The following is a 15886-nucleotide window of genomic DNA, read 5'->3' on the forward strand; positions in this document are numbered from 1 at the left end:
AAAAACGGCGCTTTGCGTTTGAGGCAGCGCCAGTCCTGCATGCTGGGATCGGGCCGGTAAAAAATGGTGACGCAGCAATAAGTTGGAGGGAATAATTTCGAGAGGGATATTCCTTTATTAAAAAACTTCTGCTATAGTTGCGAGCTTTGCTGCTTCACGCAGTAAAGCGACCGAAGTTAACCGGAGAGGTGGCAGAGTGGTCGAATGTACCTGACTCGAAATCAGGCGTACGGTTTCCCGTACCGTGGGTTCGAATCCCACCCTCTCCGCCAGTATTTACGCGGGTTTCCGCGCTGTAGAGAAAGCCGCCATGTGCGGCTTTTTTTACGTCTGGTGGGGAAGAAGTTGCCCAGAAAATCAGGCGCGCTTCTTCCCGATCTTGGCCACCGCATCGGTCAGCGTATCGATGGCCAGGTGCGCATACCGCTGGGTACTGCGTGAGTCCTTGTGCCCCAGCACCCGCCCCACGGTATAGAGATCCACGCCGTTGTTTATCAGCTCACTGGCCGCGCTGTGGCGCAGGTCGTGGAGGTGCAGGTTATCCAGGCCGGCGCGCTCCCGGGCTTTCCGGAAGTTCGCTTGGATGGTGATCTTGGGTACCGACTGATCGAACACCCGGGCCGCGTACTTGATTCGCGGGTGCACCGGCACCATGCGCGGCGATCCATTCTTCGTGTCGGCCAGGGCAAAAACTTCCCCACTCAATTTATATTTCAGCAACTCGGACAGGCGCATGCCGCTGTAGAAGAGGATGCGGAAAGCTCGGCGCACGTTCCTGTTCTTGATGGCCAGGGCCAAGCGGATCATGTCGCGGCGGCTGGCATATTCCTGGCGCTCATTGCGCACGGCCGGCACCACCACCTTGGCAGCTGGATCTTCGTGGCCCATGCCGTGTTCCTTCCAGGCATACCGGCAGGCGGCGGTGAGGTAGCGGATTCGATTGCGTAGCGAGGCGGCCGAGAGCGGGGTTTCCATGCCCTCATTGTCTCGGGTGGCCTTGGCGATGTAGAACTTGCAGGCATCCGGCAGGGCGGAAAGGGGACGCCCCTGGTAGGCGAAGAACATGAGCGCCAATTCGCGCTCCACGTTCTTGCCGGTCTTGAGGTGGGGCAGGCGGTGCTTTATGTAGACGGCAACAGCGTCCTCGATTGAATGCTGAGCACGTTCGACGCTGGTCGCGACGGCGTAGAGCTTCGCGCTTTCTTGTCGGTCGTAGGCGTCAGCCTGGGCTTGATTCCATGTTTTTGGAAGAGCCTTTCGAGTCCGGACCCGCTGGCCATCGACACGGCGGTCGAACTCAAAGACGAAGCAACCTCGCGCTTTATCTCGGTAAATTGGCATTTTTGTCGATATTCAAGGATGTCTTGGCGGTTAAAGGTGACTCGGCGCCCAATTCGATAGCATGGGATCGGGCCAGCCGGCGCGGCTAGATCATATACCTTGCGGCTGGACACCCCCAAAATCGCGGCAGCGGCGCAGACGTTGATGGTTTCGGTCATCCCTTGATCCTCCTGAATTCAACCACCCACACCCACGGGTTGGCTGTCCAGCTGTCGGCGCCGTTGATGGATCCCCACAGCCACCGGAATTGGTCGGACGGATCGGCGGTCTGGCCCTCCGGGGAGAGTGCGCCGGGTGCCCATGTCGCTACACCCTCGGCCGCCGCGTCGGCCTCGCTGATGTCCTGCAGGCGCTCCACGCGCACGCCGGTGATTTCCAGAAGGATGCGGCTGGCCGCGCGCGGTGCATGAATTGCTGGGCGCTTCCACCAGGTGATGCAGCCATCGACGCGCCGGCTGGATATGAAATGCGGTTCGTCCGAGGCATATCGGTACTGGAAGCCGCCTTCGATGGTCATGTCGACGAAGTGCCATTCCAGCCGCCCTTTTTCCTCGCTATATCGCTGCTCCCACATACCCCACGCAAACACCGTTTCGCGCACCCAGATGCGGTCGCCGGGCTGGCCGTAGGGGCATGCTTGGCTCCAGTCCGATACTTCGCAGACGGGGCCGGGCGGCTCGGTATCCACCCAGGCGTAGAAATTGGGAAGGTGGTCGGGATGGTTGTATTGCATCACCTTGTAGGTCGCTGCCGGTGGCTGCGGCTTGACCGGACGCCGCGTCTGCGTCTTGTCGCCGGCCAGGACACCGCGCACCATGGCGCCGCTGAAAAGGATAGGGCGTTCTTTCATCCGAAAATCTCCTTCAGGGCCTCGTCTTGGGCAACGTTGAGTTCGGCCATCATGGCCTCGCTGCCGCCCTTGTCAGGATGGTGCATGCTCGCCAGAGCACGGTATGCGGCCTTGACCTGCTCGCGGGTAGGGAGGGCGACGCTGCGCAGTCCCAGCACATCCTGCCAGTCGCGCTTGACGGTCTGGCCGGGCGCCGGCAGCGCGGTAAAGCCGCTGAAGGCCCGATCCAGAACCACGGCGCCGCCATGGCGCTCGATCGCGCGCATCGCATCCAGCGTCGCCGCCACGGCGGCCAGGTTGTCGGCCACGCGGTCATAAACGTCAATGGCCATGACCTTGTTTTCTCCCTTGCGGGTGCGCCAGTACACGGCGGCGCCAGAATCAAAGGGCTCGCCGCGGTCGGAGCGCGGAAGGCCGTCCAAGCGCACCGGTACGTTGGTGCTGATCACCACGTCGTCGCGGGTGTAGCCCATGCGATCGAGTTCGGCCAGCACGCGCTGGACGCCTTCGTTCACGGTGATGCTGCTGGAAGAGTAGCCGCGCGACTTCGTGCTGAAGCGCGCAGTCTTGCGGCTGCGGCAGCGGGGCCAGCCGGTTGGCCACTGGAGGGGGTAGGCGTTGATCATGCCGGCACCTCATCCCAGGTGCGGCCATCTAGCAAGCGGCCGGCAGCTTTCTTTCCCACCTTCCTGATAGTGATGCAGTCCGCATCCTCATCTCTTGGCGCATGCTCCCAGCGCGTTCCGTCGCTACGAATGAAAGCGATCTCACCGCGCAGCGATCCGAAACCAGCAACCGATACGTCTATCCACTCGCCCCACTGCTTAAACAGGAAGGGAACACCAGCGCTATTGCACTGGTCACGCAGGTAGCGCGCCCAATCGGAATGCGTCGGGCGGGCGTCTGGCCCGCTCTCGCCGCCGACAATCACCCAATCGATCCCGATTGGCTTGCCGGCGCCGTGCGCCGACAGCGCCCCGTAGTCAGCGTCGCAGCTCTCGCAGTGGACCGGTGGAAGCGCTTGGTTCAGGTCGACCGGACCCAGCAGCGGTTCCATGGACAGGAAGCGCTTGGCGGCGTCGATCTGCAGCAGCTTCGGGATATCGCGGTCGGCTTCCGTTTGGTTGACCACAGTGATCCCGATCCAGACATTCGGGTACAGCGCGGCAAAGCTGAACGGCACCGGCAGCATATTGCCGACGTTGCCGATGCGCTTGGTCAGCAGCAGCCAGTCGAGGTGCGGCGTCGCCTCGATCAGGGAAAACAGGTCGTCGCGCCACTGCGGGTCGACCGCGTTGTCGAAGACGTCGGCCAGGCTGGCGCAGAACACGCGCTGGCGCCGGCCGTGCGTTACCTGGAATTCGGTCGCCGCGGCGTTCCAGGCCAGCGGCTTGTTCCAGTTCGCAGCGCTGGTGCGCCGGCGCGGCGCGCCAGGCCCCCAATTCACCGCCGCCCCCCCGGCGAACCGCGCGTTGCGGCTCTCGGCGTAGCAGTGGTCGCAGCCCGGGCCGACCTTTTGGCAGCCTTCCCACGGATTGAAGGTGTGGTCTGCCCATTCGATCTTGGTGTTTTCGCTCATGATAGGATGCCTCGAAAATTGAGGGGGACGTTATGGCGGACAATTTCAACGAAGTGCACAAGGCCGAGACCTATAAATCGATGATCACGATCTCGATCGAGGTCTTCAAATTGCTGGTGCTGATAAACGGTGGCGCCGCGGCAGGCATGGTCACTGCCATGAAAAGCATCTTGGAGGTGATCGATCACACGGCATTTCAGCGATCCCTTTCGATGTTCATCCTTGGCCTCGTCGGTGCCGCCGTTGCGATCTTCGCCTCTTGGATCACGCAAAACATATTGCATAACGAGAATATGGGCGCGATGAAGCCGCGTACGCATATCACGCCGCTGGCTTGGGCCATTGGCGCGAGCATTCTCAGCTTGGTAAGCTTCTGCATTGGTGCAGGAGTGGCGGCGTTTTCCATTCACGCAAAGTAGATTCACGGCGTCCCTCCCTGCGCCACGTTCATTGCAATGGCCACCGGCCGCACCCAGATCGGCGCCGCGCTGAGTTGGAAGGTTTCACCCGACCAGGCCAGCAGCAGGGTGCGCCCCATTTCCGAGGCGATGGCTTCGGCAGCTGCCGGCGGCACGGCATTGCCGATACGCTCGCGCCAGGCCTGATCGGACAGACCGTCCAATTCCAGCATCTCTTCCGGGTCGACCAGCGACTGCAGGGCGGCCAGCTCCAAGGTAGTAAAAGGGCGGTGCCAGGTGCCGTCCAGCGCACGGATCACGCAGATCAGCTTGTCGGCGGCGGCTGGCATGCGGTGGTCGGCCACCGACCAGCGGCCATTGTCGTAGCTGGCGGCCGACGAGACGGCGCCGGAGGTCGCGCTCATAGGCAGCACGCCATAGTGGCCGCCCGTCAGGTAGTGATCGCCTTTTTGTGGGATGCCGGCAGAACGCGGATCCGCAACGGCAAATGCGCCCTGGCCGGTGGTGCTGCCGCTGATAACGGTGCCGGTCGAACCAGGCCATGACGTCACCGCATACTTTCCAAACGACTCACCGACGCGGCGCGGATCTGCGACCGCCTGTCCGCCAGAACTGGGGCCGTGGCCGCCGCCGACCACCCCGGCGGCTCCTTCCCACTTCACAACCCGATAGACATTCTTGTGGGTCGTGTCGATGTCGCCAGAGCGTGGGTCAGCAACGGCGAACGTCCCTTGTCCAGGGGACTTGACGCCAATGATGGCGCCCGAAGTATCGGCCATGTTCAGAACGCCGTATTGCTGATATTCGGCTGCACCGGTCGGAGCACGAGGATCGGCGATCGAGAATGCACCGTTCTGCGGAAGGCTCCGGCCAGTAACAGTTCCTCGCGAGTCATCCCAAGTGTTCACCCCGAGGAAGCCACCATTACGGTTTTCCGGCACGATCAAGTAATCGCGCAGGTGGCCATCCTCGACCGCCAAGCGGTTCAAGCTGCGCCAGTCACTGCCGGCCTCAACGAAAGCCAGGCGCACCCATGTCTTCCACTGCAGTGAGGGGATACGGTGCATCGGGCCGCCACGCTCGTCGCCCGGTAACGGCATGCGGCCCAGGATGTCGCCCACGGCCAAGAGGTTGCGCTTCGGCGGCTCGTAGAGGAAGTTCGGCACCTTTTCCATGTGGCGCGCTACCAGAAGGAATCGCTTCCGGCTCTGCGCCAGGCCGCCGATCTCGCCGCAATCGTGCGTGGTCTCGGCCACGGCATAGCCATAGTGGCGCAGCAGCCCGACGATCTGATCGAGCAGGTGCCGGCCGCGGTTGGCGATGCGCGGCACGTTTTCGAACACCACCAGCTCTGGTAGGTCGTCCTTCCAGGCCTCCAGCATCAACCAGACGCCGCGCAGCGTCAGGCGGTTCAATGCCTGATACTTGGCCGTCTTGCTCTTGCCCTCGGCCAGCAGGCCGGAAAAGCCCTTGCAGGGCGCGGACAGGAAGACGATGTGCGGCCGCTCGTAGCCGGCAGCGCGGCGGATATCTTCCGGCAACGCCTCGCGCCAGCCAGGCGGGGGCATGTTGCCCCAGAAGGCCAGGTATTGGTCGAGGTCGAACAGGTCCAGTGTGGTGGCAGGCACTCCGACCAGGCGGCCGAAATCGCGGTTCGCCGCCGCGTCCACGTCGATGCTGCCGATGCAGCGGAACTTCGCCACCATGTTGCCGACACGGGCTTGCCCGCGATTGAAGCCGCGCGCACCGCCGCCGATGGCGCCGAACAGATGGAAATGACGAATCTCACGGACATCGTCGGGGACGCCGGTGAAGGTGTCGCGCTTCATGCAGATTGCTCCTGTAATTTTTTGACTTGCTGGACTTCGTCGGTGGTCAGGGGGCGTACCCAGATCAGCGCATGCCTGTCGGTCGTGCGTGACCAGACGATGGCGCGCACACGCGCGGCGATGATGGTGGGGTGGATGTACCACCAGAGGCGTCCGTCGAGCGGGTGCGAGAAGATGCGCATGCGGTGAGGCTGCGGCATTACGCAGCCTCCCGCAGTGGCGCGATCACACCATCGGCGATCCAGTGCGCGGAGAAGGTGGGCGGCAGCCGCTCCGGCAGCTGCTTGAGCGTGCCGAACACCAGCGCCGTCTCGATGTGACCTTTCTCGGCCAGCGCATGCAGCCAGTTGATGGCCTCGGAACGGCCAGGCAGATCCAGAACATCGAAGCGATCCAGCATCAGGATGCGCAGGCCGGTGACCTGAGCGACCGCCTGGGCGATCATGGCGTCGCTGCGCCACTGCGCCGACTCCGACAGCAGGGAGTAGGGGCGGCCGCCGGCGGTGATCGTCATGTCCTTGTCGATGTAGACCGAGGCCCAGCCGCTGAAGGCTGCGGACACGGTGAGCGCGCTGTTGATCGGCTTGAGGGCTTCGTCCAGCAACTCGCCCGGGATTCCATCCGGTGCGCATGCGTCGGCAATGGCCAGCCAGGCCTTGATTTCGCCGTTCACCTTGGCAGCTTGCTTGGTCAGCGCATCGGCGGCGTCGGCCTTCTTCCACGCCGCGGCGGCGGCGTCGATCGCCTCGATCATCTTGGCGCGGCTGGCGGTCAACGCGGCGATGCGCTGTTGCCGCTCTTGCAGGCCGGCCGTGTAGTCGGTTTGGAAGTTGGTCTGCGCTTCCAGCTCGGCCAGCACCTGGTCGGCGCCGGTGGCAGCGTCGAAGTCACGCTTCAGGTTCTTGACACGGTTTTGCAGCACCTCCAGGCCACGCTCGAATTCTGGCAGTGAGTTCTGCGCCTCGGTATCTGCCTCGCCGGCAGGCTTGATTTCGCCATGCACGTTCTCGTAGGCATCCAGTGCTGCGTTCGCCACCTGGTAGGGAATATCATCCTCGCCAGTCGACGGAACCGGGAAGACCTCGCGCAGGCCGTGCAGCGCATAGGCCAGGTCATGCACCAGCCCCAGAGGGCGGCCGCCGACGGCGCGCTGGCGCATGGCCACCACCTTCGGTTCATAGTCGGCCAGCTCTTTTTCGGCGCGCTTGAAGTTGCCGCTGATGTCCGGGGCCTTCTTCGACAGCTCCAGCAGCTCGGCGCGGCGCTTCTTGGCCTGGGCCTGCGCGGCCTGCTTCGCCTGGACCTCCCCGATCTGCTTGTTCAGCTGGTCGATTTCCTTGCCGAGCGCCGAGGCCTCTGCGTTGCCATGCTCAGGCTGCAACACCTCGGGCTTCTCGGCCTCCCAGCCATCGGCGGCCACGCCGCCCCAATTCGCGCCGGTCAGCTGCTGCCACGCGCCTTTCTTCTTGCGCGCCTCTTCGGCGGCAAAGTCCTTGCCGGCCGGGAAGCCGCCGCGCAGGACCGGCATCACGATTTCGACCAGCGCCTTGTCCAGGTTGCGCGCCAGCAGGCGCTTCTTGATTTCTTCGCCGTTGATCTTGCAGCCGGCGGCGGCGAACAGGAAGGCGCGGCGTTCGTCTTCCTTCATGCTGGCGAAGCGCTGGCCGTTCAGCACCACCGAGACGGTGGCGCCGGTCGGCAGGCCGTCGTCGATCTGGGCGGCACCCTTGGGCAGGTTGAAGCCGTAGGTGCGGCCATCAGCCACGGTGACCAGCACGCCGCCGGCCTTCGAACCGTCATGCACCAGCTTGTCGTATTCCTTCTTCAGCTTGACGCGGGTGATTTCGCCGGTCATCGCCATTTTGACGGCTTCAGCGATCGAGCTTTTCCCGGCCTGGTTGCGGCCGGCGATCAGCGTCACGGGGGTGGTGGTTCGAATATCCACGCTGCGCAGGCGCAGGAAGTTATCGACCTGGATCTGGGAGATTTGCATCGCAGTGTTTCCTTGGAGTGGGGCGGGTAGGGCCGCGCACGGCGGCCGGCCTGGTTGTTATTCGACTTGGTACTGGCCTTGTTGCCCAGCAGGTTGGGCTTGATCGACTTCGCGGAAGTCTGGATCGCCAGCGCTCTGCTGGTCTTCCTCATCGTCGTCAATGAGGTTGCCCGTTTGGGTGTCAGGCTCATCCGCCGGCGCGCCGCCCTTGAAGTGCTCATCCAGCGCGCGCTTACGGTTCTTCTTGGCCTGTTCGATCTCAAACCGCTTCTGCTCATCGGGCGGCACCAGGCTGATCTGCACCTCGGTGTCCAGCAGCTCGGAGAGCTTGCCGACATCGGCTGGGTGCGTGCGCGCGCGCACGATGAAGTCCATACCGACAGCGCCCTTGTCCTGCAGCTGGAAATACACCTTGTTGATCACCGAGTCATTCAGTTTGACCTCGGACGGGCCGCCGGCGCCGATGTGCGCCAGGAAGGTGTAGCCCTCCAGCGAGCCCTTATGCGAGAAGCGCGGGAAGGCGAACTTCAGGTGCGGCAGACGCGCGCCGCTGACCATGTCGGCCTGGTCGTCGCCGGTGTAGAAGGCCGGGCGGTAGAGCGGGTTGAAGTGGTCCAGCACCTCATTTTCCATCGGCGCCGAAAAGCCGATATCGCAGACGCCATGCTCGTCGCCTTTCTCGTCCTTTTCCTTGCGGAAGTTGAGGCTGGTCACCTTCACCATCTTGGTATCGAGTTGGAACATTGATTTCTCCGTAGTTGCGGGGTGTTGGTGGGCGATCAGGCGGCGGCCTTGGTCAAGTGTTCGATCAGCTCAAAGTAGATGACGCGGCAGGCGGCCACGTCGGCGCCGGCATCGTGTGCGTTCAGCAGCGGCTGGCCGGTGAAGAACTCATAGGCCTCGGCCAGCTTCGGCTGCTTGGGATTGTTGCGGCCGGCCTTGACCATGGCAGGAGAAGGAGGCAGGTTGACAATGGCGGTGGATGCCGTGCAGGTGCAGAACGCCTCGCCGGCCTTCCAGTAGTCGGCAAACTCGGTATTGCGGTGGCGCATGGCAGCGATGCGCACCAGGCGCGCGTCGAACTGCTCGTTGTGAGCGATCCGGCCATTCGTGGCCATGGACCACATGCCGAAAAACATATCCAGCACGTCGTCGACCGGCTGGCCGAACATTGCCGCGCGTTCGGTGCTGACGCCGGTCAGGGCCTCAACATCGGGCGGGATGATCCAGCCGGTGGGCTTGATCAACTGGCTCATGCTGGCGATGGTCTTGCGGGTGTCGATGTCGACCAGGTCGGCGGCCAACTGGAAAATATGCGGCTGGCGCGGATCCTCGGACGGCTCTCGGAAGAGTGGTAGGCCGGTGGTTTCGGTGTCGTAAAAGAGGGCGGTGCGCATGGTGGCTGTTCCTTATTCGGCGTTGTAGGTCTGCTGCGGCTTGGCGCGGCGGGTGGTGGTGCCGGCGGCGGCCGGCGGATTGGTGAGCGCGTCCTTGCGCTCGCGGTAGAAGGTGCGCAGCTCTTCCTGCTGGCCCTGGTCGAAAACCTCGCCAATCAGGTCGGCGGCAACGTCCAGCACTTCCAGATCGGCGGCCTTTTCGAGGGAGTCACGCACCTTGGCGTAGGAGGGGCCTTCGTCGGCGCCACCGTTCTGCTGCTGCGCCTGGGCTGCCTGCTGGCTGGTTTCACCAGCAGGCCCGGCGACCGTGCCGGCTTCAGGCTCGCCAGGCTCTCCTGCCTGGCTCTCGGGGGTATTCGGCTTGTCGTCGTTCTTGTCTTCAATAATGGTTGCCGGCGCGGCGGCCTTGCCCTGTGGCGGCGTGCGCAGTTGGTTGAGGTCGGCTGCCGGGCGCGGCTGCGCTTCCGGCATTTCGATATCGATGATGTCGGCGGCTTCCTCGTAGGATTGAAGACCCATCAATAATTCCGGCGCATACAATTTTCCGAAGAAACTGGCCGTGCGGTAACGGAGCATGACTTCGGGCATTGTTTGCCACTTGGAACCGCTCTTGCCGTACCAGCCTTCCCGTACAGCCATCTCAATGGATACGCGCGGGCTGTCGATGCGTGCGCCGGTTTCGCGCTCGATCGCCCATGCGGTGCATTCGAGATTCGCCACCGTCACCTTGTGCTTGCTGACTTGGCGATCCCGGTTCACCCACTTGGTGGTTTCGTATTCGACTTCCTTAGGGCCAAGGTCTTTCAAGTCGAAGCGCAGGGGCGAGAAGCGGCCGCAGCCGTTGATGGCCGCGATGATCCACTGCGATGACCAGGATGGGCGGCCCTCAACGATGTACAGGTTCTGCATCACCATGAGCGGATCGGCGCCCATGCGCTGGGCCATGTTCAAGGAAACAACGCAGTTGGCCAAGGCGTTGGGGTTCTCCCCCTTTTTTTCATCCCATTGGCGATAGGCGGCCGGCACCAGCGTGGAGGAAGAGAGCAGCCTGGCGGCGCGCTGCATGAGTTCGAACGACTGCAAGCTGCCGAAGCCCATGGTGACGGCCGGCATGTTCTGCTCGCGCGGCGTGGGGTTCTTGATTTCCTGCAAGGTGGTGGTCTGCTGCTGTTGGGACATGATTTCTCCAGGTGAGCGGGTGGTTATTCGTGGTACATGCACTTGCTCCAGCGCGCGCAGTACTTCGAGCTGCACAGCTGGGATTGAGGATTCGGGGGGAAGAGGCCGGTCTGGAACATCACGGCGGCATACTCGATCAGGCCCTTTTCGGTGTCGGTGCCGACCATGACCCGCTTGGCGTCGAAGATGCGCGACACGCCGACATTGGCCGCGGCGGTGGTCTGCAGGCCGATGATCTGGGCGCCGTCGGTCGGCTCGCCATCGGTGTTTTCCGACATGAGCTGATAGGCGCCCAGCTGCGCAGCGCGGCCCTGCGTACTGACCACGCCGTTGGCGATCACGCGCGCACCGGTCTTGATGTCGGGAATGATCTTGCGACCGTCGACGCGGGCGACCCGGGCGCGGTCCATGGTGCCGGTCAGGCGCACCAGGATGTCGCCGCCGCAGTCGATCACCAGCGGTTCCAGCGCCATCTCGACGGACTGGTAGTCCATGCTGGGCGCGATGATGCTGCAGTAGCGCGCCAGCAGTTTCAGGCCGATGGTTTCGCCGTCGCGCACGGTCAGGTCGTCCTGCTTATAGTCAACGTCCTGTTCGGGGTTGTGCAGCGTTTCGACGAACACGCCGGCGGCGGCGTCGATGCTGATCGGGGTGCCGCTCAGAGTGGCCTGGTCAAATGCGGCGGTACCGGCATGCACGGCCGTGCCCAACTGAGCGCGCAGGCCGGAGGCCTTGCGCATGCCCAGGATGTGCTCGCCCTCCCAGCGGTAGGCACAGTCGAAGAGGGAGCCCCAGGAAGAGGCGCGGACGCGGATCTCGCTCATTTGGCGCCCCCGTCCGTGAAGCGGACATGCGCCGGGGCGAATGTCTCGACTTTGCCATCGATGAATTCGACGATGGCTACCGAGTAGTTGCCCGGGCCGGCTTCAAACTCCATGAATTCGACACCCCAGCCGTGGAACAATCCTTGTTCGGCCGGCAAATAGTCGTGTTTGCCCGTTTCAGGATCCTTGGCGTATCTATAGACCTGCACGGTGCGCAGTGGAGTCTGCATGTCAGTTCCCTCCCGCCAGCGGCACGGCCAGCTCGGCCAGCGCCGGGTCTGGAAACTTCGTGAAGATGCGCGCCTTCATCTGCGCTTCAGCTTTGCGCTGCGCAGCGTCATCGGCGGCCGTCATGAACAGCACGGCGCCCAGCACCAGGCAGGTGCCGAGGAAGGCGAGGGCGGTGGAGGTCTTCATTGCGCGCGCTCCGCGATCATGCGGTCGGCGTATGCACCACGCAGTTCCGCAAGCTGTTCCAGCGCTTCCAGCCAGCCGGCGTTGCGGCCGTTGCGCTTGTAGAAAATCTCGTTTGCCCAGGCCAGATCAATAGGGGCGTGCGCGGCGTAGTAGTCGCGCAGCGTCATACCCTCAGGCACGCCGTGGGCAGCAGCCGGAACAACTTCACCGTTCGGGCCTACCGCTACGCTCCCCGGAAAGGCCGGGCCGCCGGTCTTGTCGATCGCCATCACAGATCCTTCCAGTCTTGCGACGCGGGGGCGGCTGTCGGTGCCGACGCAGCGCGCGGCTGGCCCAGCGCCTGGACCGTGTACAAGGTGACCATGAAGCCGCTGGCCAGCAGCACGCCGGCCGACAGCCAGAACAGGACGAACATCAACAGGCTGCGCAAGCGGCGCTTGAGGCGAGCAACGACGGGGCGCGGCGCCGGGGAAGAAGCGCGCACGCCGGCGCGCCAGTCGATCAGGGCGGAATAGTTCACAGCGGGACTCCAAAGGAAGCGGCCAGGATGATGGCGATCGCCATGCCGACCAGGGTTGCGTTGCGCGGGGCGCCGCTGGTGGCGAACACCGGCACCAGGGCGAGGAAGAAGAGGCTGATCCAGTTCATGGCTGGACTCCGGCGGCGGTCATGGCGGCTTGCCTGGCTTCTGCCTTGGCCCGGCGCGCGAGATATGCCTGCTTGAACGGTTCATCGCCAATGCGGTCGAGGATCGAGATATGCACCTCATGGCGTTGGCCGGCCGTCATACCCAGCGCCTTCATGGCAACCTCATTGATCAGTTGCGTACGGCGGCTGTAGGTGCGCGAATCGGCACACAGGCGCATGATCTGGTCAAGGGCTTGGCGGTGGTCGCTCATGCGGCACCTGCGGCACGAAACTGCGACGGAGCGGCACCCAGCAACTCAGGCACGCGGTGGCCGGCCAGGTATTCCCATTCGGCGTAGTCCTGCGCGAACTTGACGAACTTCTCGTCCAGCGCTTCCATGAAGTCGGTGCCGTGGCCGGGCAGCGTCACCGCCACCAACTCGTAGTTTTTGTTCCGCTGCACAACCCACAAGGAGAACGTCACGTTCTCGGGCTGGTAGCTGTCGGTCAGCAGGAAGGCGCCTTTGGGAAGGTTCGCGGGCTGGATAGGTTGGGTGGTGGTCATCATGTCCTCGCATCTACTTAAAGTAGGATTGAGGGCAGATTAAACTACCAAAAGTAGAGTGTCAACTACTTTAAGTAGAAATATTTGGTGATCTTGCCGATGGATGGCAGAAATGAAAAAGCCCTCCGAAGAGGGCTTGCAGCACCAATAAACTACTCATCAGCCTTTTGATTGGCTGGCAATGCATAGTCCAATAAAAAATCCGATGTAGTAGCCCGTACCGGTATTGGGCCTGCCGATTATTTCGATGTTGGATAAAAAACTGATGTCGAAGAGAGAGGCAAACCAAGAAAAAATATTCACCAGAAGAGCCAGAGGGAAAATAATCCCATGCCATATTCCAGAAAAAAAGCCATATGGATCGGCAAAAGTTTGTGGCTCATTGTGAGTTGCGCAACCAGCCAAAAAGCAAGTAAAAATCAGGAGGGCCGAAGATTTTTTCTTTTGATTTAAAGGGGCGGCGTAAGTCACTGAAAATTCTTCCTGGCTAGTAGCATGTAGTGGAAACCAATCCGCCACGTCCAGGTAGGGAAGTGCAATTCACCATCGGTCTTGGTTGTGGCGCCGCATTTCGAATAGCATTGCCGACACCGAGCAGCATTGCTGCCGCTGTTGCACGTTGCTGCGCATCATCGGCTGCTTGCCGGCGCGCATATTCTTCGCGGGCAATTCGGCCGCGTTCTTGTTGCTCGATCTCACCAGCGCTTTCTGGCCTGGCTAGCGACGATGGGGCCTCATTGCCTTCTACTCCCCTGTTCAGCGTCAAGGGAGTATCCGTATATTTTTTCCAAGGTTGAGACTGATCCTGCTCGGATTGGAATTTGACTTGGGCGACGGAAATACCAGAAAGAAGCGCGAAAGCCAATGTGATCGCTACTTGTAAAGTTTTTTTCGTCTGCATTCTGCCTCTCCATTCCGTCGTTCATTCACTTTCTGGAATTCGATTTTTTATTCTCGATGGAAGGTGATAAATCTTCGCTGTCGGGAATGATAATTGCATTTGGCGTGGGTCAGGTGGTTTATCCCGCCTTCTTACTTTTCATCTGGGTTCGATGCTCCCACGCCGTAATGGTGTGTTCGATCAAACCGTCGATACGTTCTTTTTCGTCTTTGGGCAGCCGGTCAAATCGCGCCTTACTTACGCTGAACGGCCAGGCTGCTTGCATGATGTCGACAGTATTTTTCGTGCTACTGCCCCCTTGTTGGCCCCACTGAAGGGCGCCGGCATCTATTTTAAGCAGTGCTGCCAGCGCTTCCATCTTGTCCTTGCGTGGCATCGCCATTCCCAGGTAATACCGGCGCGCCATCTCGTAAGTTACCTTCAGCGTGTCCTTGATCTGCGTCACGGTCACGCCTTGCTTTTCGGCAGCATCCCGCACCCGGTCTGCAAACTCCGGGTATCGCACGGGCATGCCGTTTGTATCGTTATCTACCATTAGTAGAAGGTTAGATAAAGTAACCATCTGTGTCATTTCTATTTTTAGTAGTTGATAAAATCTACTTTAAGTAGTATTGTTCGCCGTAATGAGACAACCCTACGGATCGAACATATGGAAAACACTGCTAATCCTGCCGTTGGCGAGGCCATTGATCATCTCGGTGGCGATTCTGCGGTAGCAAAATTGGCCGGGCTGAAAACAGCTTGGGGCGTTTCAAAGTGGCGCCAAAAGCTGCCAGACGGTCGAGCCTTATGGCTGGCAGAGCAAACCGGCTTCAAATTCACTCCGCATCGGCTGCATCCGTCGATGTATCCCAACCCCACAGATGCGCTTCCTCCGGGCTTTTCTGCCGAACAGGTGCAATCGTGAGCGCCAGAATCCACGATCACTGCGGAATCTGCCGCAAATATATGGCCGTGCCGCAGCCAGCCGACATCTGCGAGGATTGTCTCGCTCGGTCTTCCAGCGAGCCGCGCGGCGGCAAGATCATCACCAAGGTGCGAAAGCATGCGGTTTCCGTGAAGCAGCGCACCTGGGTTGATGAAATCAGGAACCGAATGCTTCAAGCGTCCGATGGAAAAATTTCGTCCGCAGACGAAAGAAATCTTCAAAGGGCCGCGAAAGGCTCTCTTCTTGATCAACTTTCAGTTTCCATGTCGGTGGCCCGTCAGGAAGCAGGGAATGCACTCCTTCCTCGCCAGCATTCCGCTGAATGCGCAAATAAGTCCAATTCCAAGCCGAGTTCACGCCCATCCCGCGCCGAACGGAAGCTTCTCCGCCGCATCGCCAATCTTGAGCGAAACGTTCATACGAACCATAGAAAGCGCCTGGAGCACTTGGAGCGCGAAGTCGCAGGCGAACGGAAGCTGCTCAGTCGCGTTTCGCTCGTTGAGCAAACCGCTCATGCCGCCCTGATCGAGGCGCAAAAGGCATCCCGGCGCGCACAGGATGCGATAGAGGCGTTTGAGCGCTATAGGCCTCTTCCTACGGCTTTGCCGCTTGGATACTGCTGGCGGCTGGCTATCTCGATAGCTGAGATGGATGAGGAAAATCGGAGAAATAACGTCGATCCGATGCCTGCTCAGGATGTCCCGCATAAATCGGGGTCGCTGACATTCCGCCTCTTACTTCTGTGTGCACGTACACGAGTGCGGCTGTTTCGATTATTCCCAGAACGATTCCGACCGGTTCCGGCCAGCCGGAAATTGGCTGCCCAACGGTTGCGACATGGCGCTGTTGATTGTGCCGAAACGCAATCGAGTAAAGACGCGACGGCGGATTCGCAACAGGATCCGAAGAGGAATTCGAGATGAATACACCATATACGCGCTCTGCCTGTTCGGCATCTTTTGCGTATGGAACAAAGAAATTGACGGTTTCCATGCGTGTTCCTTTCGTGACCGATATCGGCCGGTGTGAGAGCCCCG

At 61.4% G+C, this 15886-nt stretch carries 24 protein-coding genes, 1 tRNA gene and 1 pseudogene; 4 read left to right on the plus strand and 22 right to left on the minus strand.

The window, feature by feature from the left end:
- Window positions 1-182: 182 nt before the first annotated feature.
- Window positions 183-272 (plus strand) — tRNA-Ser (locus tag AKL28_RS01630).
- Between the two features lie 85 nt (window positions 273-357).
- Here AKL28_RS01630 and AKL28_RS01635 read toward each other — a convergent pair.
- The 5 genes and pseudogenes from AKL28_RS01635 to AKL28_RS01650 all read right to left on the minus strand — a co-directional run bounded on the left by AKL28_RS01635 (window position 358) and on the right by AKL28_RS01650 (window position 3770).
- A complete protein-coding gene (locus tag AKL28_RS01635) occupies window positions 358-1341 on the minus strand; it encodes a tyrosine-type recombinase/integrase (protein ID WP_050466327.1) in 984 nt (327 codons plus the stop codon).
- 56 nt (window positions 1342-1397) lie between these two features.
- Window positions 1398-1499, minus strand: a pseudogene (locus AKL28_RS25355) (hypothetical protein); the annotation flags it as partial.
- Window positions 1496-2191 (minus strand): ASCH domain-containing protein, encoded by a 696-nt coding sequence (locus AKL28_RS01640; protein WP_050466328.1) that lies wholly within the window; start codon window positions 2189-2191, stop codon window positions 1496-1498. The gene AKL28_RS01640 and the pseudogene AKL28_RS25355, both read right to left, overlap by 4 nt.
- Window positions 2188-2706 (minus strand): J domain-containing protein, encoded by a 519-nt coding sequence (locus AKL28_RS01645; RefSeq protein WP_197091036.1) that lies wholly within the window; start codon window positions 2704-2706, stop codon window positions 2188-2190. The genes AKL28_RS01640 and AKL28_RS01645 overlap by 4 nt, the downstream gene beginning before the upstream one ends.
- Window positions 2707-2813: 107 nt before the next feature.
- Window positions 2814-3770 (minus strand): phage Gp37/Gp68 family protein, encoded by a 957-nt coding sequence (locus AKL28_RS01650; RefSeq protein WP_050466329.1) that lies wholly within the window; start codon window positions 3768-3770, stop codon window positions 2814-2816.
- Between the two features lie 32 nt (window positions 3771-3802).
- Here AKL28_RS01650 and AKL28_RS01655 point away from each other — a divergent pair, with 32 nt between their 5' ends.
- Window positions 3803-4189, plus strand: coding sequence for a hypothetical protein (locus tag AKL28_RS01655; protein WP_050466330.1), 387 nt, complete (start codon window positions 3803-3805; stop codon window positions 4187-4189).
- Between the two features lie 2 nt (window positions 4190-4191).
- On the opposite strand, the gene AKL28_RS01660 is transcribed toward AKL28_RS01655, so the two are convergent.
- The 17 genes from AKL28_RS01660 to AKL28_RS01725 all read right to left on the minus strand — a co-directional run bounded on the left by AKL28_RS01660 (window position 4192) and on the right by AKL28_RS01725 (window position 14492).
- A complete protein-coding gene (locus AKL28_RS01660) occupies window positions 4192-6018 on the minus strand; it encodes a DNA cytosine methyltransferase (protein ID WP_050466331.1) in 1827 nt (608 codons plus the stop codon).
- A complete protein-coding gene (locus AKL28_RS01665) occupies window positions 6015-6218 on the minus strand; it encodes a hypothetical protein (RefSeq protein ID WP_050466332.1) in 204 nt (67 codons plus the stop codon). Before AKL28_RS01665 ends, AKL28_RS01660 begins: the two co-directional genes overlap by 4 nt.
- On the minus strand, window positions 6218-8011 hold the full coding sequence (locus AKL28_RS01670; protein ID WP_050466333.1) for an AAA family ATPase: 1794 nt from the start codon (window positions 8009-8011) through the stop codon (window positions 6218-6220). Before AKL28_RS01670 ends, AKL28_RS01665 begins: the two co-directional genes overlap by 1 nt.
- 57 nt (window positions 8012-8068) lie before the next feature.
- Entirely contained in the window at window positions 8069-8755 is a 687-nt protein-coding gene (locus AKL28_RS01675; protein WP_050466334.1) for a hypothetical protein, read from the minus strand.
- 35 nt (window positions 8756-8790) lie between these two features.
- Entirely contained in the window at window positions 8791-9408 is a 618-nt protein-coding gene (locus tag AKL28_RS01680; RefSeq protein WP_050466335.1) for a 3'-5' exonuclease, read from the minus strand.
- A 12-nt stretch (window positions 9409-9420) separates the two neighbouring features.
- Window positions 9421-10587: a recombinase family protein gene (locus AKL28_RS01685; protein WP_050466336.1), complete on the minus strand. Its 1167-nt coding sequence runs from the start codon at window positions 10585-10587 to the stop codon at window positions 9421-9423.
- A gap of 23 nt (window positions 10588-10610) precedes the next feature.
- Window positions 10611-11411, minus strand: coding sequence for a PD-(D/E)XK nuclease family protein (locus tag AKL28_RS01690; RefSeq protein ID WP_050466337.1), 801 nt, complete (start codon window positions 11409-11411; stop codon window positions 10611-10613).
- On the minus strand, window positions 11408-11641 hold the full coding sequence (locus AKL28_RS01695) for a hypothetical protein (RefSeq protein WP_050466338.1): 234 nt from the start codon (window positions 11639-11641) through the stop codon (window positions 11408-11410). Before AKL28_RS01695 ends, AKL28_RS01690 begins: the two co-directional genes overlap by 4 nt.
- A 1-nt stretch (window position 11642) precedes the next feature.
- Window positions 11643-11828, minus strand: a complete 186-nt coding sequence (locus AKL28_RS01700; protein ID WP_050466339.1) for a hypothetical protein — start codon at window positions 11826-11828, stop codon at window positions 11643-11645.
- Window positions 11825-12097, minus strand: a complete 273-nt coding sequence (locus tag AKL28_RS01705) for a hypothetical protein (protein WP_050466340.1) — start codon at window positions 12095-12097, stop codon at window positions 11825-11827. The genes AKL28_RS01700 and AKL28_RS01705 overlap by 4 nt, the downstream gene beginning before the upstream one ends.
- Complete coding sequence (locus AKL28_RS01710) at window positions 12097-12348, minus strand: hypothetical protein (RefSeq protein ID WP_050466341.1); 252 nt, start codon at window positions 12346-12348, stop codon at window positions 12097-12099. Before AKL28_RS01710 ends, AKL28_RS01705 begins: the two co-directional genes overlap by 1 nt.
- On the minus strand, window positions 12345-12476 hold the full coding sequence (locus tag AKL28_RS25275) for a hypothetical protein (RefSeq protein ID WP_269432159.1): 132 nt from the start codon (window positions 12474-12476) through the stop codon (window positions 12345-12347). The genes AKL28_RS01710 and AKL28_RS25275 overlap by 4 nt, the downstream gene beginning before the upstream one ends.
- The gene (locus AKL28_RS01715; RefSeq protein WP_050466342.1) at window positions 12473-12727 is read right to left on the minus strand and encodes a hypothetical protein; all 255 of its coding nucleotides are present in this window, start codon (window positions 12725-12727) and stop codon (window positions 12473-12475) included. The genes AKL28_RS25275 and AKL28_RS01715 overlap by 4 nt, the downstream gene beginning before the upstream one ends.
- Entirely contained in the window at window positions 12724-13023 is a 300-nt protein-coding gene (locus AKL28_RS01720) for a hypothetical protein (protein WP_050466343.1), read from the minus strand. Before AKL28_RS01720 ends, AKL28_RS01715 begins: the two co-directional genes overlap by 4 nt.
- Before the next feature lie 156 nt (window positions 13024-13179).
- A complete protein-coding gene (locus AKL28_RS24285) occupies window positions 13180-13491 on the minus strand; it encodes a hypothetical protein (protein WP_156226207.1) in 312 nt (103 codons plus the stop codon).
- A gap of 16 nt (window positions 13492-13507) precedes the next feature.
- Entirely contained in the window at window positions 13508-13921 is a 414-nt protein-coding gene (locus tag AKL28_RS24290) for a hypothetical protein (protein ID WP_156226208.1), read from the minus strand.
- A gap of 118 nt (window positions 13922-14039) precedes the next feature.
- Window positions 14040-14492, minus strand: a complete 453-nt coding sequence (locus AKL28_RS01725; RefSeq protein WP_050466344.1) for a hypothetical protein — start codon at window positions 14490-14492, stop codon at window positions 14040-14042.
- 78 nt (window positions 14493-14570) lie between these two features.
- Here AKL28_RS01725 and AKL28_RS23800 point away from each other — a divergent pair, with 78 nt between their 5' ends.
- The gene (locus AKL28_RS23800) at window positions 14571-14828 is read left to right on the plus strand and encodes a helix-turn-helix domain-containing protein (RefSeq protein ID WP_082221326.1); all 258 of its coding nucleotides are present in this window, start codon (window positions 14571-14573) and stop codon (window positions 14826-14828) included.
- On the plus strand, window positions 14825-15772 hold the full coding sequence (locus AKL28_RS24295) for a hypothetical protein (protein ID WP_156226209.1): 948 nt from the start codon (window positions 14825-14827) through the stop codon (window positions 15770-15772). The genes AKL28_RS23800 and AKL28_RS24295 overlap by 4 nt, the downstream gene beginning before the upstream one ends.
- Window positions 15773-15886: the final 114 nt, after the last annotated feature.

The sequence above is a fragment of the Herbaspirillum chlorophenolicum genome (assembly GCF_001189955.1).
Lineage (GTDB): Bacteria > Pseudomonadota > Gammaproteobacteria > Burkholderiales > Burkholderiaceae_D > Herbaspirillum > Herbaspirillum chlorophenolicum.

Bases quoted from the DNA above. Each gene is read 5' to 3' on its own strand.
- AKL28_RS01640 (WP_050466328.1), bottom strand. From the start codon at position 2,191: ATGAAAGAACGCCCTATCCTTTTCAGCGGCGCCATGGTGCGCGGTGTC.
- AKL28_RS01720 (WP_050466343.1), bottom strand. From the start codon at position 13,023: ATGATGACCACCACCCAACCTATCCAGCCCGCGAACCTTCCCAAAGGC.
- AKL28_RS01655 (WP_050466330.1), top strand. From the start codon at position 3,803: ATGGCGGACAATTTCAACGAAGTGCACAAGGCCGAGACCTATAAATCG.
- AKL28_RS01635 (WP_050466327.1), bottom strand. From the start codon at position 1,341: ATGCCAATTTACCGAGATAAAGCGCGAGGTTGCTTCGTCTTTGAGTTC.
- AKL28_RS24290 (WP_156226208.1), bottom strand. From the start codon at position 13,921: ATGCAGACGAAAAAAACTTTACAAGTAGCGATCACATTGGCTTTCGCG.
- AKL28_RS01670 (WP_050466333.1), bottom strand. From the start codon at position 8,011: ATGCAAATCTCCCAGATCCAGGTCGATAACTTCCTGCGCCTGCGCAGC.
- AKL28_RS23800 (WP_082221326.1), top strand. From the start codon at position 14,571: ATGGAAAACACTGCTAATCCTGCCGTTGGCGAGGCCATTGATCATCTC.
- AKL28_RS01695 (WP_050466338.1), bottom strand. From the start codon at position 11,641: ATGCAGACTCCACTGCGCACCGTGCAGGTCTATAGATACGCCAAGGAT.
- AKL28_RS01715 (WP_050466342.1), bottom strand. From the start codon at position 12,727: ATGAGCGACCACCGCCAAGCCCTTGACCAGATCATGCGCCTGTGTGCC.
- AKL28_RS01725 (WP_050466344.1), bottom strand. From the start codon at position 14,492: ATGACACAGATGGTTACTTTATCTAACCTTCTACTAATGGTAGATAAC.
- AKL28_RS01650 (WP_050466329.1), bottom strand. From the start codon at position 3,770: ATGAGCGAAAACACCAAGATCGAATGGGCAGACCACACCTTCAATCCG.
- AKL28_RS01705 (WP_050466340.1), bottom strand. From the start codon at position 12,097: ATGGCGATCGACAAGACCGGCGGCCCGGCCTTTCCGGGGAGCGTAGCG.
- AKL28_RS01685 (WP_050466336.1), bottom strand. From the start codon at position 10,587: ATGTCCCAACAGCAGCAGACCACCACCTTGCAGGAAATCAAGAACCCC.
- AKL28_RS01665 (WP_050466332.1), bottom strand. From the start codon at position 6,218: ATGCCGCAGCCTCACCGCATGCGCATCTTCTCGCACCCGCTCGACGGA.
- AKL28_RS01700 (WP_050466339.1), bottom strand. From the start codon at position 11,828: ATGAAGACCTCCACCGCCCTCGCCTTCCTCGGCACCTGCCTGGTGCTG.
- AKL28_RS01675 (WP_050466334.1), bottom strand. From the start codon at position 8,755: ATGTTCCAACTCGATACCAAGATGGTGAAGGTGACCAGCCTCAACTTC.
- AKL28_RS01680 (WP_050466335.1), bottom strand. From the start codon at position 9,408: ATGCGCACCGCCCTCTTTTACGACACCGAAACCACCGGCCTACCACTC.
- AKL28_RS01690 (WP_050466337.1), bottom strand. From the start codon at position 11,411: ATGAGCGAGATCCGCGTCCGCGCCTCTTCCTGGGGCTCCCTCTTCGAC.
- AKL28_RS01660 (WP_050466331.1), bottom strand. From the start codon at position 6,018: ATGAAGCGCGACACCTTCACCGGCGTCCCCGACGATGTCCGTGAGATT.
- AKL28_RS25275 (WP_269432159.1), bottom strand. From the start codon at position 12,476: ATGAACTGGATCAGCCTCTTCTTCCTCGCCCTGGTGCCGGTGTTCGCC.